The following is a 22,215-nucleotide window of genomic DNA, read 5'->3' as shown; positions in this document are numbered from 1 at the left end:
CTGACCGCGACACACAGCGCGCGCTGGTCTAGCGCCGTTTCGAATCTGCGGGCTCGCTGTGTCCGGGCAGCTGGGTATCGTCGCCCTTGCGCTCACCGCGCACGATTTCGTCGTACCAGAGCCGATGGTGGTGTCTGGCCCAGGCGCGGCTGACCCGGCCCTGGGTCATGGCGCGGATCGAGCCCTTGACCCAGATGGCCGAGTAGACGTGGATGATCAGCGTGAGAATCGCGATGAAGGCCGCGTAACCGTGGATCATCGCGGACCAGCGCAGCAGTTCGCGCGGCATCTCATCGGCGAAAAACGGCCGCCAGATGATGATCCCGGTCACCAGCAACACCGGAACCGTGGCGAGAAACAGCCAGTACACGGCTTTCTGCCCGGGGTTGTTCTGCCCCATCGGCGGCAGTTTTTCATCGCGGTTGCTGAGCACGTCGCCGATCTGCTTCACCCACTGGATATCGTAGGAACGGAACAGATTGGCCGGCATGAAGCGTATCGCCTGGACCGCAAAGAACGCCGACATGAACGCGCCAATGTATGGATGGATGATGCGGGCTTCGGTCGGGCCGCCGAACAGTCCCGTCAGGCTGAAGAAGAATGGATGGAACAGCGCCAGCCCGCTCAGGCTCAACAGCACGAAGCAGATCGCTATCAGCCAGTGGTTAGTGCGCGACCACCAGCCGTAGCGCAGGATGCCTTTTTGTACATTGGAATGGCTCATGACCGGCCCTCCTCTCGACGGTCTTCTTCGGTGGCCCGCGCGGATTCCACCGGGTCGGGATCATCTTCAGGCTCTTCCTTGGGCCCTTTGATGATGTAGTGGAAGAACCCCGCCATCACCGAAACGCCGAGTACCACCGACATCAAGGGCTTGGTCACGCCTTTCCACATGTCCACCACCGGGCTGATGTGCGGGTCGTTTGGCAAGCCGCTGTAAATTTCCGGCTTGTCGGCATGCTGCAACACGTACATCACGTGGGTGCCGCCGACCCCGGCAGGGTCGTATACGCCGGCGTTTTCGTAGCCGCGGCCCTTGAGGTAATCCACGCGCTGATCGGCGCGCTCGTGCATGGCCGCCTTGGTGCCGAACATAATCGCCGAGGTCGGGCAGCTCTTGACGCATGCGGGTTCCAGCCCGTTGAACACCCGATCCGAACACAGCGTGCATTTGTAGGCCTTGTTGTCCTTCTTGGAGACACGCGGAATATTGAAGGGACAACCGGCAACGCAGTAGCCACAGCCGATGCAGTGCTCGGAGTTGAAGTCGACGATGCCATTGGCGTATTGCACGATGGCCCCCGGTGACGGGCAGGCTTTCAGGCAGCCGGGGTCCGCGCAGTGCATGCAGTTATCCTTGCGGATCAGCCATTCGAGATCGCCTTTTTCGTTCTCGTACTCACTGAAGCGCATGACTTCAAAAGACGTCGGGCTCAGGTCCTGAGGATTGTTGTAAGTGCCGTCGCACTCGCCGACTTCATCGCGCAGGTCGTTCCATTCCGAGCAGGCAACCTGGCAGGCCTTGCAGCCAATGCACAGTGATACATCGATCAGCTTGGCCACCGGCTCCACGCCGCCGCTGCGCATCTGCGGCGATTGCTCGACGGTGGCCGAGCGCTGGATGAAGTTCTGGGTATTCATTTGGTCGCCGCGCATCAGGCACTTCCTCCTAGCTTCTCGATGTTCACCAGAAACGATTTGAACTCTGGCGTCTGGGTATTGCCGTCACCGACAACCGGCGTGAGGGTGTTGGTCAGGTGGGCCTTGCGGGCGACGCCCGTGTAACCCCAGTGAATCGGAATACCGATCTGATGCACCGTGCGCCCGGCGACCTGCAGTGGCACCAGACGTTTGGTAACCACGGCCACCGCTTCGATAAACCCGCGTTTGGAGCGCACCCGCACACGATCTCCGGGCTTGATGCCCAGCTCGTTGCCCAGTACCTCGCTGATTTCCACGAATTTCTCGGGCTGCATGATCGCGTTGAGCCGCGCATGCGTAGTCCAGAAGTGGAAATGCTCGGTCAGTCGGTACGTCGTCGCCGCATAGGGAAAATCCTTGTTGTTGCCAAACTGCTCACGGTCCTCGGCGAACACCCGGCCTACCGGGTTGCTCACCGCCCGAGGGTTGCCCGGATGCAGAGGGTTGCCTTCGATGGGTGACTCGAAAGGCTCGTAGTGTTCCGGGAACGGCCCTTCGCCCAGCCACTCGCTGGAAAAGAAATGTCCGGTCCCGCTTTCGGTAAGGATGAACGGGCCGACATTCTTTTCTGGCGGCGCGGTCACCGGATAATCCGGGATGTCGGCCCCGACCCAGCGCTCGCCATTCCACCAGACCAGGCGCTTGTGCACTGACCAGGGCGCACCGTCGGGACGCGCCGAGGCGCGGTTGTAGAGCACTCGACGGTTGAGCGGCCAGGCCCAGGCCCAGTTCAGGGTGGTGCCGTTGTTGTACGGGTCGGAATTATCCCGCCGATCCATCTGGTTGCCCTGCTCGGTCCATGCGCCCGAATAAACCCAGCATCCGCATGCAGTCGTGCCGTCGTTGCGCAGCTCGCCGAAGTCGTTGAGCAGCTGGCCTTTGGGCCGGACGATCTTGCCTTGGTCGTCGCGAATATCGGCCAGCGCGCGCCCGTTGTATTCCATCGCCAATTCGTCGGCACCGGGCTCTTCCAGATCGCTGTAGCGCCAGGTCAGGTTGAGAATCGGGTCGGGAAAGGCACCGCCTTCCTCCTGGTACAGCTTGCGCAGCCGATTGAAAAGCGCGCCCATGATCCCGGTGTCGGCGCGCGCCTTGCCCGGCGGCGGTGCTGCCTTGAAGTGCCACTGCAGCCAGCGCGAACTGTTGGTGATCGAGCCGTTGTCCTCGGCGAAACAGGTGGTCGGCAGGCGGAACACTTGCGTCTGAATCGTGCTCGGATCGACGTCGTTGTAAGTCCCGTAGTTCTTCCAGAACTCGCCCGTCTCGGTGGCAAGCGGGTCCATGATGCACAGGAACTTGAGCCTGGACAGGGCGCTGGTGACTTTGGCCTTGTTCGGGAAGGCGGCCAGGATGTTGAAGCCCTGGCAGAAGCAGCCGGTCATCTTGCCCTGGGTCATGTCGTTGATGGCGTAAAGCACGTCATACAACGGCTCGCTGAGCTTGGGCAGCCAGTGATAGCACCAGTCGTTTTCCCGGGTAGCTGCATCGCCCCACCACGCTTTCATCAGGCTGACAAAAAAGCGGTCGTAGTATTTCCAGTAGGACACCTGATCAGGCAGCTGCGGCAGCTTGATGTGCTCTTTCATGTAATCGTCGTAGTTCTGCTGCTGCACGCCCGCCAGGGTCATGTAACCGGGGAGCAGATTGGACAGCAGCCCGATGTCGGTCAGGCCCTGGATGTTGGAGTGCCCGCGCAGGGCGTTGACGCCGCCGCCCAGCATGCCCATGTTGCCCAGCAGCAGCTGCACCATGCAGCCGGTGCGGATCATCTGCGAGCCAATGGAATGTTGCGTCCAGCCCAGCGCATAGAGAATGGTCATGGACTTGTCAGGCGCCGCGGTCTGCGCGATCAGGCCCCATAGCTGGAGGACTTTTTCGCGCGGAATCCCGCAGACGTTCTCGACCATCTCCACGGTGTAGCGGCTGTAATGCGCACGCATCAGCTGGAACACACAGCGCGGGTGCTGCATGGTCTGATCAACCCGTACCTGACCTTTTTCGTCCAGATCGAAATTCCACGCCGCCTTGTCGTACTGGTGCCGCGCTTCGTCGTAACCGACGAACAGCCCGTTATCGAAACCATAGCCCTCTTTGACCAGATGGCTGGCATCGGTGTAGGCACGCACGTACTCGTGCTGATAGCGATCGTTTTCGATCAGGTACTTGATCAGCCCGCCGAGGAAGACGATGTCGGTTCCGGTACGGATCCAGGCGTGGTAGTCCGACACCGCGGTGGTGCGGTTGTACCTTGGGTCAATGGAAATCAGGATCGCATTGTTGTGTTCCTTGGCGTGCATCACCCAGCGGAAGCCCACCGGATGCGCTTCAGCCGAGTTTCCGCCCATCGACAGAATGACGTCAGCGTTACGGATGTCGACCCAGTGATTGGTCATGGCACCGCGACCGAATGAAGGGGCAAGACCTGCCACCGTCGGAGCGTGTCAGACGCGAGCCTGGTTATCGACCTTGAGCATGCCCAGGCTGCGGGCAATCTTCTGCGTCAGGTAAGCGGTCTCGTTGGTGCAGGCCGAAGCCGCGACCATCGAAGTGGTCATCCAGCGGTTGACCAGGCGCCCCTGCTCGTCATGGGTCTCGAAGTTCTTGTCGCGATCGTCCTTCATCAGCCGGGCGATGCGGTCGAGCGCCTGCTCCCAGTCGATGGTGCGCCAGTGATCAGTACCCGGCTCTCGCACTTGCGGGTACTTGAGGCGCGATTCGCTCTTGATGAAGTCCAGCACGCCCGCGCCCCTCGGGCACAACGAGCCGCGGCTGACCGGATGGTCCGGGTCGCCTTCGACGTGAAACACTTCATTGGCGACATTGAGCGCACCGTCGCCGCGGGTATACAGCAGCATGCCGCAACCTACCGAACAGTAGGTGCAGACATTGCGCACGGCTTTGGCGCCAGTGAGTTTGAAATAGCGAATCGACGCGATGGCTTCATCCGGGGCAAAGCCCATCATGGCCATGCTTGAGGCACCGACACCGGCGGCACCTAACTTGAGAAACTGTCGCCGGGATACATTCACAGCCATGGGATGCCTCCTTAATGCTTTCGGATCGAGAGCGGTTCCCCTGGTTGACTGTAGTCCTCCGACACGCGTTCAGATAAGCCGGTGACCAGTGGTCGGTGTCGCGGCGGATGATTCGCCGGATGGCTTGCCGGCAAACCGGGCTGAAAAATCGCGGAATATGGCGGAAGGCAGTGAGAGTCGAACTCACCCGGGAACGGCTGCCGTCCCCAACCGGGTTTGAAGCCCGGCCGCGCCACCGGACGCGAATGCCTTCCTTGAACAGGTTTACCCCTCGCCCGCCCAAGGCATCAACAGGGCGCTATCGGGGCGTATGCGGCGGCCCTGACCCGCATGTCGGGTCAGGCCCACCCGGTCGAAATGTTCGAGCAACTGAAGGCTGCGCTTGCGACCGATACCGATCAGGTCACGAAAGGCCGCGACATGAATGGCTCCGTCGCGTGCCTCCAGCTCCTGGGTCAGAAGCGCAAGCCGAGCCAGTGTGCGTTGAGGATAGAACAGATCCTTGACCACCTGATGCGCCAGCCCGAGCCGCGCCAGCTTGCGCAGCAGCAGGCGCACCTCGCTTTCGGCGCGCCCCGTGACACCGGCGAGGTCGCGCACCCAGGGCGGCTCCAGCCCGGCCTGTTCCAGCAGCGGCCAGATCCGCTCATGCAACTGCTGCTCGTCGGGGCTGAGACTGACCCGATGTTCGGGCATATGCAACCATGGGCCGCTGGCCTGTATACGACCTTCGTCCAGCTGCGTTTCGAGCAGAGTAATGAAGAGCGCTCGCTCCAGCTCCGGCAAAGCGTAACGGCGCAGGCGGTCGCGATCAGGGCCGAGTTCGTCCGGCTGCTCTTCATGAAAGTGCTGCAGACCGGCGCTCAGTCGCTCGCCCAACTGTTGCCACAGGGCCCGGTCATACAAGCGAGGGCCCAGGCGCGTATCGATCTGGAGAACGTCGGCCGACAGCGTCCAGCCTGCGCGCGGACGGTTGAACTGGCGCTCCAGCCGCGCCATATCGAGGCCATTCACCGCATTGCGCAGCAGCTCGTGCAGCGCTGTTTCGAGCCCCTCGCCGGTCATCGCTTTCAACTGCGCCGCGCGCCCGGCGGCGCGACGCTGGCGCGCCGGTCCATAAGGATCGATTACCCGACCGCCGCCCAGCGTGCGCTGGGCCGACTGGTCACGGATAACCAGCGCGTCGCCGTGCACCGCATGAGTCGGCGCGTTGAGCAGCAGTTGCGCCAGCGCACTGGCGCCGGGTTCGAGCGTTTCGGCCTCAAGCAACGCGACCCGGCCAGTGACGTCCTGCGCGCCCATGTGCACGTGCACCGGCGTCCAGTGCTTCAACGCTCGTGCTTCACCAGGCAGCAGCCGCAGCCGGACGTCGATGCGGCTGGTCGGTTCATGCAGCGACGGATCGATCAGCCAGTCCCCACGTCGTACGTGATCCAGCGTCAGTCGTTCGCCGGCCAGGTTCAACGCGACCCTCTGCCCGGCCCGAGCCTGCTGCGCCTTTCGGTTCTGAGCATGCAGGCCGCGTACCCGCACTTTGCGTCCGCACGGGCTGAGCAACAATTCATCACCGACTCCAACTTGCCCGGCCAGCGCGGTGCCGGTCACCACCACGCCGGCACCGGCCACGCTGAAGGCGCGGTCAACGGCCAGGCGAAAGTAGCCATCGGCCTGCCGGGCGTGCAGCCGACCGGTTTCCTCGGCCAGCGCGCGGCGCAGCTCGGCAATCCCTTCTCCGTTCAGGTTCGAAACGATGAATTGCGGTGCGCCAGCCAGCGGGCCGGGAGCCATGAGCGCGGTGATCTGCGCGCATACCTGCGCCACGCGGTCGGCGTCGACCCGGTCAGCCTTGCTTACTGCGACGATCGCCCGCGGCGTGCCGGCCAGCTCGGCGATGGCCAGATGCTCGCGGGTCTGAGGCATCACTCCGTCATCGGCGGCCACCACCAGCAGCAACAGGTCGATACCAAAGGCACCGGCCAGCAAGTTATGCACGAAGCGCTCATGCCCCGGCACGTCGATGAAAGCGGTCAACGCCCCGTCACTCTGCCCTGCGCCCGGATCGGCATAGCGATACCCCAGATCAATGGTGATGCCGCGCTCACGCTCCTCGCGACGCAGGTCGCCCTCCTCCCCGGTCAACGCGCGCAGCAGCGCAGTTTTGCCGTGATCGATGTGGCCGGCCATGCCAACGATCACAAGGCCCCCGGCGCCAGCCCGGTCAACTGGTCCGCCAGCGCCGCCTCGTCGTCCAGTTGCCGAAGGTCCAGCCACAAGGCGTCATCGGCGAGGCGGCCGATGACCGGAATCGGCAAGCCGCGCAGCGCTTCTTCGAGTTGCCGCAAAGCCCGTCCGCGCAGCCGCTTGGGCTGCAAGACCCGCACGCACAACCCCGCGCTGGCCAGCCGCGCCACAGGCTGCGCGCCGCTGCCGATCATGCCCGGCATCGGCACGGCGCTGACGTCCCAGCGCTCTCCCAGCCGCGCCGCCAGCAATGGCGCAAGCCGTTCGGCCTGGGCCTGGATGTCCGCCTGCGGTCGGCTCAGCAGTCGCAGCGATGTCAGCCGCTCGGCCAGGCGATCCGGATCGCGATACAGATTGAGCACGGCTTCCAGGGCCGCGAGCGTCAGCTTGTCCACGCGCAGCGCGCGCTTGAGTGGGTTTTTCTTGATTCGCTCGATCAGTTCGCGTCGACCCACGATGATGCCGCACTGCGGCCCGCCCAGAAGCTTGTCGCCACTGAACGTCACCAGATCGGTGCCGCACGCCAACGCTTGCTGCACCGTCGGTTCGGCCGGAAGACCCCAGCGAGTCAGGTCTATCAAGGTGCCGCTGCCAAGATCCTCCAGCAACGGCAGGTCGTGCGCATGGGCGATACGGGCCAGCTCGTCGGTAGGCACGGATTTGGTGAAGCCCTGCACGCTGTAGTTGCTGGTGTGCACACGCATCAGCAAGCCGGTGCGCGGACTGATGACGCTCTGGTAGTCCTTGGCGTGGGTGCGGTTGGTGGTGCCCACCTCCACCAGCTTCACGCCAGCCCGGGCCATGATGTCCGGAATCCGAAACGCGCCGCCGATTTCGATCAGTTCGCTGCGCGAGATCACGCCTTCCTTGCGGGCACCCAGGCTATTGAGGGCCAGCAATACCGCCGCGGCATTGTTGTTGACCACTGTCACGGCTTCGGCGCCGGTCAATTCACGGATCAGCCCGGCGATCAGGTCATCACGGTCGCCACGCTTGCCGGTCGCCAGATCGAACTCCAGATTGATCGGATAGCGCGCCGCCAGCGTGATCGCCTCAATGGCTTCGTCAGGCAACAGCGCCCGGCCCAGGTTGGTATGCAGCACGGTGCCGGTGAAATTGAACACCCTGCGTACCTTTGGCGCATGACGCTGAGCAAGCCGCTCGCCGACACGCCCGGCCAGCACCGCCTCGCTCAACTCCACGGCTTGCAGATGCCCGAGGCGCGCCGGCTCGCGCAACTCATCGAGCAGCGCGCGCAGTGCGGCGAGTAACGCGCTACGACCAAAGCGCTGTACCAGCGGCTGACATTCAGCGCTGCGCAGCAGAGCATCGACCGATGGCAGACGCAGACCTTGCGTCACCACCGCAGGGGAAAGGTTGTCGGGTTTCATGTCCATGGCCTGGTTGACTGGCTGGACAAGAGACTAGATGAAGATTGGGCACAGAACGAACATTGCTGCCCCAGCCGCTCTGCCGAGCAGGGTTGACTCATACAGGCGCCAGCGACAAATCCCGCACCGTTGGTCGAGTTTGCGATTCCCCGGACGCGACGAACGGTGTAAAACGCTGCTCCCTTCAACAGCTACGCCGCACATGTCAAACAGAGATCCCTCAATCTGCAGGAAGGAAAGTGTTCAAGCTTTTTAGGTTCACCAAGAGACTCGTAAAATCAACCATCAGAAAACGCTCCATTACCACGCTTCTGTTCTGGGTATTACCCCTCACCGCCGCCGGGCACTTCAGCTACAAACCGCATTACACATTGGCGCTTCTGCAAAAATGGCTGGGTATCTTCCTGAAACTCGCCATCAGTGGCGCTGCCAGCCTTAAAGCGATGATCTGACTTACCTCCCTGTCACCACCTCGCTTCGGCAACAGATACGGCTTGATACAGAGATGTTTCGCATGTTAAGTATTCTATTTCACATGCGAAATATCATCATGACGCCTACGAAACACACCGCCACCTGCCCTGATGGAACGGCGCTTGAGCTTACCGTTCATGAAGCAACGGGCCCCGCCAAGGCAGTGGTACAGATCAATCCGGCAACGGCGGTCACCGAGCGGATGTATTTCCCCTTTGCCCGGTTTCTGGCGGAGCACGGCTTTGCGGTCGTCACTTACAACTACCGAGGCGTTGGCCGGGATGGACCGCACCCCAGAGAGGTGGCGTCCGGCTTCACATCGTGGGCGGATAACGACGTCGAAGGGGTGACCGAATGGGTCTCTCAGCGCTATCCAGGCCTTGCCCATCTGGCGGTAGGACACAGCTTTGGAGGTCACGCAATCGGGTTGTGCCAAAGCAGCAGCAGACTGAGCGCCGCGGTCACCGTCTGCTCGCAAGCGGGTTGTCTGAGGTTTATCAGGCCGGGCCTGGAGCGTTTGAAAGTCGCGATACTCCTGAAGGTCGTCGGCCCTCTCACCGCGAAGGTGTTCGGGTACGTTCCGGGCCGCAGTCTGGGTATCGGAGAGGACTTGCCCGCGAATGTCATGCGCGAATGGTCGCGCTGGACGAGCCTTCGCCATTACTTTTTCGATGATCCCGCGGTCAATGCCGCCGCCAGATTTGCCCGGCCGTCGATGCCGGTGCTGGCACTGGGGTTCGATGACGATCCCTGGGCACCGGCACCCGCCATCGACCTGATGATGGGACACCTGACCGGATGCAGCGTCGAGCGACGCCAGCTGAGCCCTGCTGACAGTGACGGGTCGCCTGTCGGCCATATGGGATTCTTCCGTCAGCGACATGCAGACACCCTGTGGCCAATGGTGGCACGCTGGATGGATAGCAAACTGCCGGGTGATCGCCATGGAGCATGACCGTCGTTACATCTACCTGCTGAATGCCGCGCAAAAGAATCTGGCCAGGCATATCAAGCGGCATGTGTCGAACACAGCGGGCATCAGCGCAACGCAGGCCGGGGCCTTGTTTGTGATTCGCGCCCAGGACGGCGCGCTGAGCGGCGAAGTGGCATCGGCCCTGGATATCGCGCCGTCGGCGATGACCGGGCTGGCGGATCGCATGGTCGGCTCGGGGCTGATCGACCGCAGGGTCGATGAACATGACAGGCGCAGCTACCGGCTCTGGCTGACAGACGCGGGCCGAGCAGCGGCACAGCAAGCGACAAGCGAACTGGGCCCGTTGAATACAAGGCTGACAGAGGGTTTCAGCGACACCGAGCTGGAAGTCGTTTCCCGGTGGCTGACCGCTGTGTGCCGGCGTTGCCAATGATCAGCGCCGTACGCCGTGGCCTGGAAAACCCTCAAAGCTGCCTTTCAATGGCAGAATCTCCCGAACCGCACCGTTTTGGAGATCACTATGCTTGGCGCATTCGAACGACGCCTCGACCCTTTCCCGCCTGACGAAGTACCGCCGCCGCCCGATGGCCTGGGGCGATTCCTCTGGGCCTGCACGCGGGGCGCGCGTGGATATATCCTGGCATTCGCGCTGCTCAGCGCCGCCGTATCGATTTACGAAGCCTGGTTGTTTTCCTTCCTTGGGCAAGTCGTGGACCTGCTCTCCACATGGCAGGCAGGCGGCGATGTAACCGGGCAGGAAAGCCGCGTGCTGTGGGGGATCGGCATCGTCTTGCTGACCAGCATCGGGCTGGTGGCGTTGCGCACGATGGTGCAGCACCAGATTCTGGCGATCAATCTGCCGCTGCGGCTGCGCTGGGATTTCCACCGCCTGATGCTGCGGCAGAGCCTTTCGTTCTTTTCCGATGAGTTCTCCGGCCGGGTCACTACCAAGGTCATGCAGACCGCACTGTCGGTGCGCGAAGTGCTCTTCACGATCATCGAGATCGTGCCGGGAATCGGGGTGTACTTCATCGCGATCATCGCGCTGGCGGGCGGCTTCGACCTGAAACTGATGCTGCCTTTCATTGCCTGGGTCGCACTGTTCGGGCTGGCGATGTCGTACTTCGTTCCCCGGCTGGGAAAAGTCGGCCAGGAACAGGCTAACGCGCGCTCATCAATGACAGGACGTATTTCGGACGCCTACACCAACATCACCACGGTGAAACTGTTTTCCCACTCCAGGCGTGAAGCGCACTTCGCGCGCGCCGCGATGGAAGATTTCAAGCAGACCGGTTTTCGCCAGATGCGGCTGGTGAGCCAGTTCGAGATCGTCAATCAGGCGTTGGTGGTCGGGCTGATCATGGGAGCCGGCGGTTATGCGCTGTGGCTATGGCATCAGGGTCAGGTGGGCACCGGTGCGGTGGCGGCGATCACCGCCATGGCGTTGCGGATCAATGGCATGTCGCACTGGATCATGTGGCAGATGACTTCGCTGTTCGAGAATATCGGCACCGTACAGGACGGCATGGAAACCTTGACCCGCGGCCCGAAGGTGCAGGACGCGCCGGACGCAGGTGTGCTGGTGACCTCCGGCGGCGCGGTGACCTTTGACAATGTCAGCTTCAACTACAACGGCGAACGCCAGGTGCTCAATGGTCTGAGCCTGAGCATCCGGGCGGGCGAAAAAATCGGTCTGGTCGGCCGCTCCGGCGCGGGCAAATCCACGCTCATCAACCTGCTGCTGCGCTTCTATGACGTGGACAGCGGTGAGATCCGCATTGATGGGCAGGACATCGCTAAAGTCACGCAAGACAGCCTGCGAAGCGCCATCGGCATGGTTACTCAGGATACGTCTCTGCTGCACCGCTCCATTCGCGACAACATTGCCTATGGGCGTCCCGATGCGACCGACGAGCAGATCCGCCAGGCAGCGGCCAACGCCCAGGCCGATGGTTTCATCAGCCAGCTCAGCGACCGGCAGGGCCACTCCGGCTACGACACCCTGGTGGGCGAGCGCGGCATCAAGCTGTCGGGCGGCCAGCGCCAACGCGTTGCGATTGCCCGGGTGATGCTCAAGAACGCGCCGATCCTGCTGCTCGACGAGGCGACCAGCGCCCTGGATTCGGAAGTCGAAGTGGCCATCCAGGAAAGCCTCGACGAAATGATGAAGGGCAAGACCGTAATCGCCATCGCGCACCGCCTGTCCACCATTGCCGCCATGGACCGGCTGATCGTCATGGACGACGGGCGAATCATCGAGCAAGGCACTCACAGCGAACTGCTGGCGAAGAACGGCACTTATGCCCGGCTGTGGCAGCACCAGAGCGGCGGCTTCCTCGGTGAAGATCAGGGGGTGACCGAATCTCTGGAGCAGGCGTGAGCGTGAGGGATCGGAGCGGCCGAGGATCCGTGGCGGTCGCGTCGGCAGCGATTGGTCCTCGGGTCAGTGCGCTTGACGCAGCCCAACGTGTGCTCTGTTATAAAGCGATGAACAGGCGGGCCGCCCCATCGCGAGGCGTTTCGGTCCGTCGGGTGCTGGTAAAACCGTGCCCGGCAGCTGTTTCACGATTGGCACGCTTATTTCATAGCTATAGTCACATCGGCAAGCCGGGGTTCGCTCCTTAAGTCTCGCCCACACATGCGCCATCGAATGCGCCAGGTATCGAAGCCTGATCAACCCATTGCCGGGTGGATCAGGCTTTTTTTTGGATGAAAATCATGCTGGATTCTCGCCCCGTGGTCCCAGTCGGCTTTTTGCTCTCCACCCAAGGCACCTATCGGCGCATGGGCAGCAGCGCTCTGCACGGGTTGCAAGACGCGCTGGTGGAGATCAACGCCGAGGCTCGCCACAGCTTCCGCCTCCAGGCCATCTGCGCTGACCCCAAAGGCGAGCCAACGGCCTACAACAGCGGTGTGGCGCAGCTGCTCGGTGCCGGAGTCAGGCACATCTTCGGCACAACACTGTCGGCCAGTCGCAAGGAAATCATTCCTGACCTGGATCAGCATGGCGGCCTGCTCTGGTATTCCAGCCCTTACGAAGGCTATGAGAGCAGCGAAAGCGTGCTGTACCTGGGCGGCTGCCCCAACCAGACGCTGCTGCCCTTGCTGCATTACGCCCTCAAGCAGTTCGGGCGGCGGGCGTTTCTGCTGGGCTCCAACTATGTGTGGGGTTGGGAAAGCAACCGCATCGCCCGCGAGATGCTGGAGGCCAACGGCGCCGAGGTTCTGGGTGAGAGGTACTGGCATCTGGGCGCAACCGGCTTTGAAGCGCTGACGGAAACCCTGATGCAGGAGCGACCGGCGTTCGTGCTCAACAACCTGGTCGGCGAGTCGTCCTACGCCTTTCTCCAGCAGCTGGATCGCGCCTGCGCCGGACAAGGGCTACGCCTGCCGGTGCTGAGCTGCAACCTGACTGAGGCCGAACTCGACGCAGTGGGGCCGATGCACGCCTTGCGGCTGCTGTCCTGCGGCCCGTTTTTCGAAAGCGCGAATCCGGCGTTTTGCCAACGCCAGCAACGCCATGGCCCGCGCAGCTGTTCGCACTACTACACCAGCGCCTATGCTGCGTTATGGCTGTTCGCCGATGCATTGCAGGCATGTGCGGACGCCTCGCCCGCGGCCATCTGCGAGCACCTGTTCAGTCACCCCATGGACAGCGTTCTCGGTACCTTGAGCCTATCAGCGCGCAATCACCACAGCGCCCTTCCCAGCCACATCGCGGAACTGCGCGAGGGTCGCTTCCACATCCTGCATTCGGCCGCGCAACCGGTCACGGCCGACCCTTACCTGACTACCACGGATCTGCACGCCAGCGTGGTCGAGCGGCACGGCGCAATGGCACCGCGTTTGAGGATCGTCAAATGAAAGCACGAGCATTTCCGGCCCTTGATCAGGGCCACCTGCTGTTGATCGACTGCGATGAGCGCAGCCAGGCCAGCCTGGGTAAAAGTCTGCAGCGCCTGGGGATTCAGGCGCAGGCGCTGCGGTGCGATGCACCCTGCGATACCCGTGGCTGTTTTGCAGCCATCATCGAGATTGAGCATTTCGCCAGCCCGCGGGCCGTGCAGGCGCTGGACGCCGCCAGCATTCCGATTGTGGCGCTCACCGCCCACGAAACGCTGTCGCAAATCCAGCGGGCACTGCAATTGGGCGCCACGGCACTGCTCAACAAACCCATCAGCCAAGGGTCGATTTACACCACGCTGATGATGGCGGTGGGGTTGCGCGACCGACAACGTGCTGACGCCGAACAGCTCGCGGTGCTGCAGCAGCGATTGGCGATGCGCCCGCTACTGGGCCAGGCGCTTGCAAGGCTGATGGTCACTCAGCACATCGACGAGGCATCTGCCTACGAGCGGCTTCGCAGCTTGTCGATGCAGCTCAACCGCCCCATCGAAGCATTGTGCGTGGACATCCTGGCGACGCGCGATGAGGGCCGCGCATGAACACATTCAAAGCATTGCTGCGTCGGCCGGTCGTGGCGCTGTCGTTGTTGTTTATCCTGGCCGTGGTTGCGGTGGCGGCGCTGGCGCCGTGGCTGAGCCCATTCGACCCCGACGAGCAGTTCGTCGAGGGTCTGTCGATGGAAGGCGCGCCACTGGCCCCCTCCACGCCGTACTGGATGGGCACCGACCTGCTTGGTCGCGACCTGCTGTCTCGCCTCATCTACGGTGCACGCACCTCGCTGTTCATCGGCCTGTTGGCCAACGGCCTTGCGGTGCTGATCGGCACGCTTGTGGGATTGACCGCAGGTTTCGTGCGCGGCTGGACGGGCAGCGTGCTGATGCGCCTGACCGACCTGATGATGGCGTTCCCTGCCCTGCTGCTGGCAATCGCCCTTTCGGCGATCTTCCAGCCCAGCGTGTGGATCGTCGCGATGGTGATCGCGATGGTCAACTGGGTGCAGATCGCCCGGGTCATCTACGCCGAAACCGTGGCGCTGAGTGCTCGCGATTTCGTTGCTGTCGAGCGCACCCTGGGCGCCAGTTCGCTGCGCATCCTGTTCTCGCACCTGTTGCCTCATTTGCTGCCGACGATTCTGGTCTGGGCGACGCTCGGCATTTCCACCACCGTACTGCTGGAGGCCACGCTGTCGTATCTGGGCGTGGGTGTGCAGCCTCCCACACCGAGCTGGGGCAACATCATTTTCGAAAGCCAGACCTACTTCACCTCCGCGCCCTGGCTGGTGTTCATTCCCGGCGCGGCGATCATCCTGCTGTCACTGGCGTTCAATCTGGTCGGAGACGCCCTGCGCGATGAACTCGACCCCACACTCAAGGGGCGCCGCTGATGCTGCCTTTCATCTTTCGTCGGATCGGTTATGCGCTGTTGATTCTGCTGGGCGTGACCTTCATCACCTACCTGTTGCTGTTCCTGCTGCCCGCGGACCCTGCACGGCAGATCGCCGGGCGCAGCGCGACGCCCGAAGTCGTGGCGGCGATCCGCGCGCAGCTTGGCCTCGACCAGCCGTTCTACCAGCAATACGTCGGCTATCTGTGGAATCTGCTGCAGGGCGATCTGGGCCGTTCGTACATCCAGCGCACCGCCGTCAGTGAGCTGATTGGCGCGCGCCTCCAGCCCTCACTGGAGCTGATGGCGGTCGGTATCGGTTTCGAGCTGTTGATCGGCATCAGTCTAGGGACGCTTGCCGCGCTCAAGCGCGACAGTTTCGCCGACAAATTGCTCATGGCGTTTTCGTTCGTCGGCGTGTCGGCGCCGCAGTTCATCGCCGCCATGCTGTTCCTGTACCTCTTCGCGGTAAAGCTGGGTTGGTTCCCGCTGGGCGGCTACGGCGGCGCCAGCCATCTGATGCTGCCGGCGCTGACCCTCGGCCTGCTTGGCAGCGGCTGGTACGCGCGCATGGTGCGCTCTTCGATGATCGAAGTGCTGCATCAGGACTTCATCCGCACCGCGCGGGCCAAAGGCCTGAGCCGCGCGCGGGTGATCTTCGTGCACGTGCTGCCCAATGCCATCGTGCCGGTGATTCCCATGATCGGCATCGACATCGGGGTATTCATGGGCGGGCTGGTGGTGGTCGAGTCGGTGTTCGGCTGGCCAGGCATCGGCCAGCTCGCCTGGCAGTCCATTCAGCAAGTGGACATTCCAGTCATCGTCGGCGTGACCACGCTTTGCGCAGTCGCCATCGTCCTCGGCAATCTGCTGGCGGATCTGGTGATCCCGCTGGTGGACCCGCGCATCGATATCAAGCAGCACTGAATCCATCAACACAACGGGGCACAAGAATGAAAATCAAAGCGCTGACCCTGGCCGTGGCGGCCACGCTGTTCACCACGCCGCTGTGGGCCGATACGCCCAAGAGCGGTGGCAATCTGGTGGTGACCTATCAGAACGATGTCGCGACGCTGGACCCGGCCATCGGCTACGACTGGCAGAACTGGTCGATGATCAAAAGCCTGTTTGTCCGCTTGATGGATTACAAACCGGGCACCACCGAACTGGTCAAGAGCCTGGCGCAGGACTACAGCGTGTCCGCCGACGGCCTGGTCTACAGCTTCACTCTGGTCAAGGGAGTGAAGTTTCAGAACGGTCGGGAACTGGTCGCGGGCGACGTCAAATACTCGCTGGAACGCGCGGTCAATCCCAAAACTCAGAGCCCCGGCGCCGGATTCTTCAGCTCGATCGCGGGCTATGAAGACATGACCGCTGGCAAAAGCCAGACCCTGAGCGGGATCAAGGTGATAGACGACCAGAACCTGACCATCACCCTCAGCGCGCCGAACGCGACGTTCCTGCACATCATGGCCATCAACTTCGCCTCGGTCGTGCCCAAAGAGGCGGTAGATCAGTGGGGCGCCGACTTTGGCAAGCACCCGGTCGGCAGTGGCGCCTTCCGCCTGGGCGAATGGAAGCTGGGGCAAAAGATCGAGCTGGTCAAGAACCCCGACTACTTCCAGAAAGGCCTGCCGTACGTTGACAAGATCACCTTCGAGATCGGCCAGGATCCTACCGTGGCGCTGCTGCGCCTGAACAAGGGCGAGGTCGACATCGCGGGAGACGGCGTGCCGCCGGCGCAGTTCCTGCAGTTCAAGAACGACCCGGCCTCCAAACCGCTGCTGGTGACCGGCAATCAGTTGCAGACCGGTTACGTGACTCTGAAAACGACCCTGCCGCCGTTCGACAATCTCAAGGTTCGGCAGGCCGTCAACATGGCGATCAGTAAAGAGCGCATCGTGCGCATCATCAACGGCCGGGCGGTGCCGGCCAATCAGCCGCTGCCACCCGCGATGCCAGGTTATGACCCGCAATACAAAGGGTTCGCCTACGACGTCGAAGGAGCAAAAAAGCTGCTCGCCGACGCCGGCATGGCCAAAGGTTTCGACACCGAGCTCTACGTGATGAATACCGACCCGCAGCCACGTATTGCCCAGTCCATCCAGCAGGATCTCGCCAAGGTTGGCATTCGCGTGCAGATCAAATCGCTGGCCCAGGCCAACGTGATTGCCGCCGGCAGCTCGAAGGATCAGGCGCCCATGGTGTGGTCGGGCGGTATGGCCTGGATCGCGGACTTCCCGGACCCGTCGAACTTCTACGGCCCGATCCTTGGCTGCAGCGGCGCGGTCGAGGGCGGCTGGAACTGGGCGCTGTACTGCAACAAGGCGCTGGATGAGCGCGCGGCCAAGGCCGATGCGATGGCGCGCCCGGAACAGCAGGCTGAACGCACCGAAGCCTGGAAGACGATCTTCACCGACGCGATGGCGGACGCCCCGTGGGTGCCGGTCTTCAACGAGCAACGCTTCACCGTGCGCTCCAAGCGCATGGGCGGCGACGATGCGCTGTACGTCGACCCGGTGCATGTGCCGGTCAACTATGACTACATCTGGGTGAAGTGATCCCGCTCCGGCCTGCTCCCGGCAAGCGCTGCGGAGCAGGCCATAGCCCCAATGCAAAGAGGAATGACCCATGTGCCAGAACTGCCTGGTCAAGACGATTCACAGCGTCAACAGCCACTTCGGCTGGGATCATAGCTTCACACCCGTCGAGCGCGTGGCGCCCGGCAGTACCCTGCAAATGAACTGCCGGGACTCCTCGAACGGCTATTTCACGGCCCAATCGCAGGTTGCCGATGTCAGCGTGATGCCGTTCGATCAGATCAACCCCGTGACCGGCCCGATCTACGTCGAGGGTGCCGAGCCCGGCGACGTGCTCAAGATCACGCTGGACAGCTTCAAGCCTGGCGGCTTCGGCTGGACCGCCAATATTCCCGGCTTCGGCCTGCTGGCGGACCAGTTCCAGGCGCCAGCCCTGGCCCTCTGGCATTACGACACCCAGAGCCTTGCGCCCGCGGCTTTCGGCGACTTCGCCAAGGTCCCGCTCAAACCGTTCGCCGGTACTGTCGGCGTCGCGCCGGCCGAGGCCGGGCTTCATTCCATCGTGCCGCCGCGCCGAGTGGGCGGCAACCTGGACATCCGTGACCTGGCGACCGGCAGTGTGTTGTACCTGCCGGTGGAAGTCGCCGGTGCGCTGTTTTCCATCGGCGACACCCACGCCGCCCAAGGCGATGGCGAGGTGTGTGGCACGGCGATCGAGAGCGCAATGGATGTGGTGGTCAAGCTCGATCTGATCAAGCAGACGCCGCTTGCGACCCCACGTTTCAGCACCCCGGGCCCGGTGACCCGCCATCTGGACAGCGCGGGCTACGAAGCCTTTACCGGCATCGGCCCCGACCTGATGCAGGCCGCGCGCCAGGCTGTCGCCAACACCATCGACTGGCTGTGTCGCGAGCACGGAATGCCTGCCGAGCAGGCTTACATGCTGTGTTCGGTGTGCGGGGATCTGCGCATCAGCGAGATCGTCGACCTGCCCAACTGGGTGGTGTCGTTCTACTTTCCAAAGGTGGTATTCAACTGATGCCTGACGATCTGCCCAGCCTGTCAGTGGAGCGACTGAACATTGATGTCGGCGGCGGCGCTTCCCGCCGGCGAGTGGTCGAAGAGCTGAGCTTCGCACTGCATCCGGGCCGAACCCTGTGCATTGCCGGCGAATCGGGCAGCGGCAAGTCGCTGTCGTCGCTGGCGATCATGGGTTTGCTGCCCAAGGCGGCAAGCGTCCCGGGTGGCGCCATCCTGTTCGATGGCCGCGATCTGCTGAGCTTGCCGGAACGTGAAATGCAGGCGTTGCGTGGCAAGCGCATCGGCATGATTTTTCAGGAGCCGATGACCTCCCTCAACCCGCTGATGACCGTCGGCCGGCAACTGGCCGAGACGTTGCGTCGGCACGAGGCCCTGAGCCGGGATCAAGTCCGCCAGCGCTGCCGGGACATGCTCGACGCCGTGCGCATGCCGCAGGTCGACAAACGCCTCACGCAGTACCCTCATGAGCTGTCCGGCGGCATGCGCCAGCGGGTGATGATTGCGATGGCCATGCTGTGCCAGCCGCAGGTGCTGATCGCCGACGAGCCGACCACGGCGCTGGACGTGACCATTCAGGCGCAGATCCTTGAACTGATGCGCGAGCTGCAGCAACAGTTCGCCACCAGCCTGCTGCTGATCACCCACGACATGGGTGTGGTTGCCGAGATGGCCGACGAGGTGGTGGTGATGAACCAGGGCCGCATGGAAGAGCGCGGCACCTTGCACCAGGTTTTCACCATGCCCCAGGCGGCCTATACGCGCAAACTGCTGGCGGCCGTACCGGTACTCGGCAGCGCTCCACCGCCCGCGGTATTGGACAAGCCTCCAGTGGTGCTGGCGGTGCGGGACCTCACCGTGCGCTTTGCCATGCGCCAGGGCTGGTTCGCAGCTCCGCGCTCGGTGCATGCCGTGGAAGGTGTGAATTTCGAGTTGCGCCAGGGCGAGACCCTGGGCCTGGTAGGCGAAAGCGGCTGCGGGAAGTCCACCACCGGCAAGGCGTTGATGAACATGCTGAGCTACCAGGGCAGCGTCAAGCTGCTGGGAGAAGAGCTCAACGGGCTGCGCGCGGACGCATTGCAACGAGTGCGGCGTAACGTGCAAATGGTTTTCCAGGACCCTTACGCCGCACTCAACCCGCGCAAGACCATATTCGATCTGGTGGGCGAGCCGCTGTCGATCCACGACCACATGCCTGAACCCGAACGTCGCGAGCGAGTCGCGCAACTTCTACGACAGGTCGATCTGCCGGCCGAAGCCATGGAGCGCTACCCGCACCAGTTTTCCGGCGGCCAGCGCCAGCGAATCTGCATCGCCCGTGCCCTTGCGCTCAACCCCAAGGTGATCATTGCCGACGAGTCGGTGTCGGCGCTGGATGTCTCGGTGCAGGCGCAGGTACTGGACCTGCTTGAGCGGCTGCGCGCCGAGCACGGTTTGAGCTATCTGTTCATTTCTCACGACATGGCGGTGGTCGAGCGGATCTGTCATCGGGTCGCGGTGATGTATGGCGGCCGCATCGTCGAGATCGGCGCGCGGGACCAGGTGCTGCACAACCCGCAGCACCCGTACACCCAACGCCTGCTGGCGGCAGTGCCAGTGCCTCAGGTCGGTCGCCGGCGTGACTTCAAAAGCCTGCTCAAGGAACTGGAGCGTCCCGACCCGATCAAGCAGGCCGGGTTCGTTGCACCTGCCCAGCGATTCACTGCCGTGGCGAGCGATCACTGGGTGGCGGTGGAGTGAATCAGGCGCGGCGCCAGCTGCTGATACCCACAAGTATCTGCCAGGCCCATTCAGTCCTTGGCAATCTCCGGCGTCAGCAGCCACTCGGCACTGTCGTTCCAGACGTCCATGCGGGTTATCTTGCCGTCACGTACTTCGAAGCGATCCAGATAGCGATTGCCCGAGAAACTGCGACCATCCGGCCATTCGCCGAACAGGGTTCCGGTGGAATACACCACCGTGTGGTCGCCACGATCCATCCAGTCGAAATTCCCCAGCTGTTTCTTGACCCACTTATAGCGTGAACCGTTGAACGCAGTGATTGCCTGCGGATCGGGCATCGCTCGCCCTCCCGTGAAGGTGATCTTCACATCGTCACTCATGAAGGTCGCGGCGCGGACTGGATCCGGAGCCATCGAAGCCTCAAGAAAATTGCTAACAATCTGTACATCTGCGTTTGCTTCAAACATCGGTAAATCCCTCTTTAGAGAATAATCAGGCGGGCTGTAAATGCCTCTACATGGTGCGATCCGCCTCAAACTGGCGCGTAAAACGGCGCTCGTACGGCGATAAATCTGCGCTTTTCAAGGCGGCCGTGACTGGCATCCTACTTGCTAGCAATAAACGTGCAACTGCTAGCAATCAGGAGAATTCACTATGGCTTTCCGGCTTCCAAACTTGCAACGTCTGCTGTTCCCCGTGGCTGCGGCAGTCACGCTCCACATGGCAATGTTCGGTGGCGCGCAAGCGGCCGAACCGCCTATCAAGGTCGGTCTGGTAGCCGCCCTTTCCGGCCAGTCGGCCAAATCCGGCGAAGCCCTGACTCGCGGCCTGACCATGGCCATCAACGAAGTCAACGCCAGCGGCGGCGTGCTCGGGCGTCAGTTGGAGCTGGTGCGTCGTGATGACGAAAGCAACCCGTCCAAGGGCATGCTCGCGGCGCGCGAACTGGTACAGCGAGAAAAAGTCACCGTGCTGTTTGGTGGTCTGGATACGCCGGTTTCCCTGGCCATTGTGCCGCTGGCCAATCAGATGAAAGTGCCGTTCATGGGCATCTGGGCCGCAGGCACCAAAATCACCGAGAACGGCGCAGCCGATAATTACGTGTTCCGGGTCTCAGCGGTCGATGAGCTGGTGGATGAGGCGCTGGTGAAATACGGCGTGGATAACGGCATGCAAAAGCCGGGGATGATCCTCATCAACAACCCGTGGGGCGAATCCAACGAGGCGGGCTTCAAGCGCGCCCTGGAAAAACGCGGTCTGCCCAATGCCGGCGTCGAACGCATCCAAGACAGTGATCTGGATGTAGTGCCGCAACTGACCCGCCTGAAGAACGCCGGTGCGGACACCCTGCTGATGGTCGGCAACGTCGGGCCGTCGGCGCAGGTCGTCAAATCCCTGGACCGCATGGGCTGGGACGTGCCGGTGGTGTCTCACTGGGGTCCGGCCGGTGGTCGCTTCGGCGAACTGGCCGGTCCGAATGCCTCCCGGGTGCATTTCGTCCAGACCTACGTATTCACCGAACACAACAACGCCAAGGGCGACGCACTGCTGGCTGCGTTGAAAACCGCTTATCCGCAGATCAAGACGCTGGCTGACGTCACGCCGGCAGTCGGCATTGCCAACGCCTATGACGCGCTGCACCTCGCGGCTCAAGCCATCCAGAAAGCCGGCAATACCAACGGCCCGGCGGTACGCGACGGCTTTTTTGCAATCAGCGACTACGACGGTTTGATCAAGCATTACAAGCAACCGTTCAGCGCAACGAAACACGACGCGCTGGGGCCTGACGATTATATCTTCACGCATTTCGTCAACGACCAGATCGTACCGCTCAAGCCTCAGGAGTAAGC

18 protein-coding genes and 1 tRNA gene are annotated in these 22,215 nt (G+C 62.6%); 12 read left to right on the top strand and 7 right to left on the bottom strand.

The annotated features are described in order from the left end of the window. Nucleotides 1-28 precede the first annotated feature (28 nt). The 6 genes from J3P77_RS10265 to selA form a co-directional block, all read right to left on the bottom strand. Nucleotides 29-724, bottom strand: a complete 696-nt coding sequence (locus tag J3P77_RS10265; protein WP_434681491.1) for a formate dehydrogenase subunit gamma — start codon at nucleotides 722-724, stop codon at nucleotides 29-31. Beyond that, entirely contained in the window at nucleotides 721-1,656 is a 936-nt protein-coding gene (gene fdxH / locus J3P77_RS10260; RefSeq protein WP_434681490.1) for a formate dehydrogenase subunit beta, read from the bottom strand. The genes J3P77_RS10265 and fdxH overlap by 4 nt, the downstream gene beginning before the upstream one ends. Then, the gene (gene fdnG / locus J3P77_RS10255; RefSeq protein WP_434681953.1) at nucleotides 1,656-4,730 is read right to left on the bottom strand and encodes a formate dehydrogenase-N subunit alpha; all 3,075 of its coding nucleotides are present in this window, start codon (nucleotides 4,728-4,730) and stop codon (nucleotides 1,656-1,658) included. The genes fdxH and fdnG overlap by 1 nt, the downstream gene beginning before the upstream one ends. 164 nt (nucleotides 4,731-4,894) lie before the next feature. Continuing rightward, nucleotides 4,895-4,990, bottom strand: a tRNA-Sec gene (locus tag J3P77_RS10250). 10 nt (nucleotides 4,991-5,000) lie between these two features. Next, the gene (gene selB / locus J3P77_RS10245) at nucleotides 5,001-6,932 is read right to left on the bottom strand and encodes a selenocysteine-specific translation elongation factor (protein ID WP_434681489.1); all 1,932 of its coding nucleotides are present in this window, start codon (nucleotides 6,930-6,932) and stop codon (nucleotides 5,001-5,003) included. Further along, nucleotides 6,929-8,368, bottom strand: coding sequence for an L-seryl-tRNA(Sec) selenium transferase (selA, locus tag J3P77_RS10240; RefSeq protein WP_434681488.1), 1,440 nt, complete (start codon nucleotides 8,366-8,368; stop codon nucleotides 6,929-6,931). The genes selB and selA overlap by 4 nt, the downstream gene beginning before the upstream one ends. A gap of 239 nt (nucleotides 8,369-8,607) precedes the next feature. On the opposite strand from selA, the gene J3P77_RS10235 reads away from it, so the two are divergent. The 11 genes from J3P77_RS10235 (at nucleotide 8,608) to J3P77_RS10185 (ending at nucleotide 20,383) form a co-directional block, all read left to right on the top strand. After that, the gene (locus J3P77_RS10235) at nucleotides 8,608-8,820 is read left to right on the top strand and encodes a hypothetical protein (RefSeq protein ID WP_434681487.1); all 213 of its coding nucleotides are present in this window, start codon (nucleotides 8,608-8,610) and stop codon (nucleotides 8,818-8,820) included. Between the two features lie 98 nt (nucleotides 8,821-8,918). Further along, a complete protein-coding gene (locus J3P77_RS10230) occupies nucleotides 8,919-9,797 on the top strand; it encodes an alpha/beta hydrolase family protein (protein WP_434681486.1) in 879 nt (292 codons plus the stop codon). Further along, nucleotides 9,787-10,209, top strand: a complete 423-nt coding sequence (locus J3P77_RS10225) for a MarR family winged helix-turn-helix transcriptional regulator (RefSeq protein WP_434681485.1) — start codon at nucleotides 9,787-9,789, stop codon at nucleotides 10,207-10,209. Before J3P77_RS10230 ends, J3P77_RS10225 begins: the two co-directional genes overlap by 11 nt. An 87-nt stretch (nucleotides 10,210-10,296) precedes the next feature. Next, nucleotides 10,297-12,156, top strand: a complete 1,860-nt coding sequence (locus J3P77_RS10220) for an ABC transporter ATP-binding protein (RefSeq protein ID WP_434681484.1) — start codon at nucleotides 10,297-10,299, stop codon at nucleotides 12,154-12,156. Nucleotides 12,157-12,494: 338 nt separating this feature from the next. Then, nucleotides 12,495-13,640: a transporter substrate-binding protein gene (locus tag J3P77_RS10215; protein WP_434681483.1), complete on the top strand. Its 1,146-nt coding sequence runs from the start codon at nucleotides 12,495-12,497 to the stop codon at nucleotides 13,638-13,640. Further along, the gene (locus J3P77_RS10210) at nucleotides 13,637-14,221 is read left to right on the top strand and encodes an ANTAR domain-containing response regulator (protein WP_434681482.1); all 585 of its coding nucleotides are present in this window, start codon (nucleotides 13,637-13,639) and stop codon (nucleotides 14,219-14,221) included. Before J3P77_RS10215 ends, J3P77_RS10210 begins: the two co-directional genes overlap by 4 nt. Beyond that, the gene (locus J3P77_RS10205; protein ID WP_434681480.1) at nucleotides 14,218-15,066 is read left to right on the top strand and encodes an ABC transporter permease; all 849 of its coding nucleotides are present in this window, start codon (nucleotides 14,218-14,220) and stop codon (nucleotides 15,064-15,066) included. Before J3P77_RS10210 ends, J3P77_RS10205 begins: the two co-directional genes overlap by 4 nt. Beyond that, nucleotides 15,066-15,992 carry an ABC transporter permease gene (locus tag J3P77_RS10200; protein WP_434681479.1) on the top strand — a complete coding sequence of 309 codons (927 nt, stop codon included), beginning with the start codon at nucleotides 15,066-15,068 and terminating at the stop codon, nucleotides 15,990-15,992. The genes J3P77_RS10205 and J3P77_RS10200 overlap by 1 nt, the downstream gene beginning before the upstream one ends. A gap of 26 nt (nucleotides 15,993-16,018) precedes the next feature. After that, nucleotides 16,019-17,626, top strand: a complete 1,608-nt coding sequence (locus tag J3P77_RS10195; protein ID WP_434681478.1) for an ABC transporter substrate-binding protein — start codon at nucleotides 16,019-16,021, stop codon at nucleotides 17,624-17,626. Nucleotides 17,627-17,696: 70 nt separating this feature from the next. Next, entirely contained in the window at nucleotides 17,697-18,644 is a 948-nt protein-coding gene (locus J3P77_RS10190) for an acetamidase/formamidase family protein (protein WP_434681477.1), read from the top strand. Next, nucleotides 18,644-20,383 carry an ABC transporter ATP-binding protein gene (locus J3P77_RS10185; protein ID WP_434681476.1) on the top strand — a complete coding sequence of 580 codons (1,740 nt, stop codon included), beginning with the start codon at nucleotides 18,644-18,646 and terminating at the stop codon, nucleotides 20,381-20,383. Before J3P77_RS10190 ends, J3P77_RS10185 begins: the two co-directional genes overlap by 1 nt. A 50-nt stretch (nucleotides 20,384-20,433) precedes the next feature. On the opposite strand, the gene J3P77_RS10180 is transcribed toward J3P77_RS10185, so the two are convergent. Next, entirely contained in the window at nucleotides 20,434-20,778 is a 345-nt protein-coding gene (locus J3P77_RS10180) for a nuclear transport factor 2 family protein (protein ID WP_434681474.1), read from the bottom strand. A gap of 241 nt (nucleotides 20,779-21,019) precedes the next feature. Between J3P77_RS10180 and J3P77_RS10175 the strand changes: the two genes are divergently transcribed. After that, complete coding sequence (locus J3P77_RS10175; protein WP_434681473.1) at nucleotides 21,020-22,213, top strand: ABC transporter substrate-binding protein; 1,194 nt, start codon at nucleotides 21,020-21,022, stop codon at nucleotides 22,211-22,213. Nucleotides 22,214-22,215: the final 2 nt, after the last annotated feature.

Source organism: Pseudomonas sp. R1-18, assembly GCF_051132095.1.
Taxonomy (GTDB): domain Bacteria; phylum Pseudomonadota; class Gammaproteobacteria; order Pseudomonadales; family Pseudomonadaceae; genus Aquipseudomonas.
This window is presented reverse-complemented; position numbering and strand designations above follow the sequence as displayed.

Bases quoted from the DNA above. Each gene is read 5' to 3' on its own strand.
- J3P77_RS10265 (WP_434681491.1), bottom strand. From the start codon at position 724: ATGAGCCATTCCAATGTACAAAAAGGCATCCTGCGCTACGGCTGGTGG.
- fdxH (WP_434681490.1), bottom strand. From the start codon at position 1,656: ATGCGCGGCGACCAAATGAATACCCAGAACTTCATCCAGCGCTCGGCC.
- selA (WP_434681488.1), bottom strand. From the start codon at position 8,368: ATGAAACCCGACAACCTTTCCCCTGCGGTGGTGACGCAAGGTCTGCGT.
- J3P77_RS10230 (WP_434681486.1), top strand. From the start codon at position 8,919: ATGACGCCTACGAAACACACCGCCACCTGCCCTGATGGAACGGCGCTT.
- J3P77_RS10225 (WP_434681485.1), top strand. From the start codon at position 9,787: ATGGAGCATGACCGTCGTTACATCTACCTGCTGAATGCCGCGCAAAAG.
- J3P77_RS10220 (WP_434681484.1), top strand. From the start codon at position 10,297: ATGCTTGGCGCATTCGAACGACGCCTCGACCCTTTCCCGCCTGACGAA.
- J3P77_RS10215 (WP_434681483.1), top strand. From the start codon at position 12,495: ATGCTGGATTCTCGCCCCGTGGTCCCAGTCGGCTTTTTGCTCTCCACC.
- J3P77_RS10210 (WP_434681482.1), top strand. From the start codon at position 13,637: ATGAAAGCACGAGCATTTCCGGCCCTTGATCAGGGCCACCTGCTGTTG.
- J3P77_RS10205 (WP_434681480.1), top strand. From the start codon at position 14,218: ATGAACACATTCAAAGCATTGCTGCGTCGGCCGGTCGTGGCGCTGTCG.
- J3P77_RS10200 (WP_434681479.1), top strand. From the start codon at position 15,066: ATGCTGCCTTTCATCTTTCGTCGGATCGGTTATGCGCTGTTGATTCTG.
- J3P77_RS10195 (WP_434681478.1), top strand. From the start codon at position 16,019: ATGAAAATCAAAGCGCTGACCCTGGCCGTGGCGGCCACGCTGTTCACC.
- J3P77_RS10190 (WP_434681477.1), top strand. From the start codon at position 17,697: ATGTGCCAGAACTGCCTGGTCAAGACGATTCACAGCGTCAACAGCCAC.
- J3P77_RS10185 (WP_434681476.1), top strand. From the start codon at position 18,644: ATGCCTGACGATCTGCCCAGCCTGTCAGTGGAGCGACTGAACATTGAT.
- J3P77_RS10180 (WP_434681474.1), bottom strand. From the start codon at position 20,778: ATGGCTCCGGATCCAGTCCGCGCCGCGACCTTCATGAGTGACGATGTG.
- J3P77_RS10175 (WP_434681473.1), top strand. From the start codon at position 21,020: ATGGCTTTCCGGCTTCCAAACTTGCAACGTCTGCTGTTCCCCGTGGCT.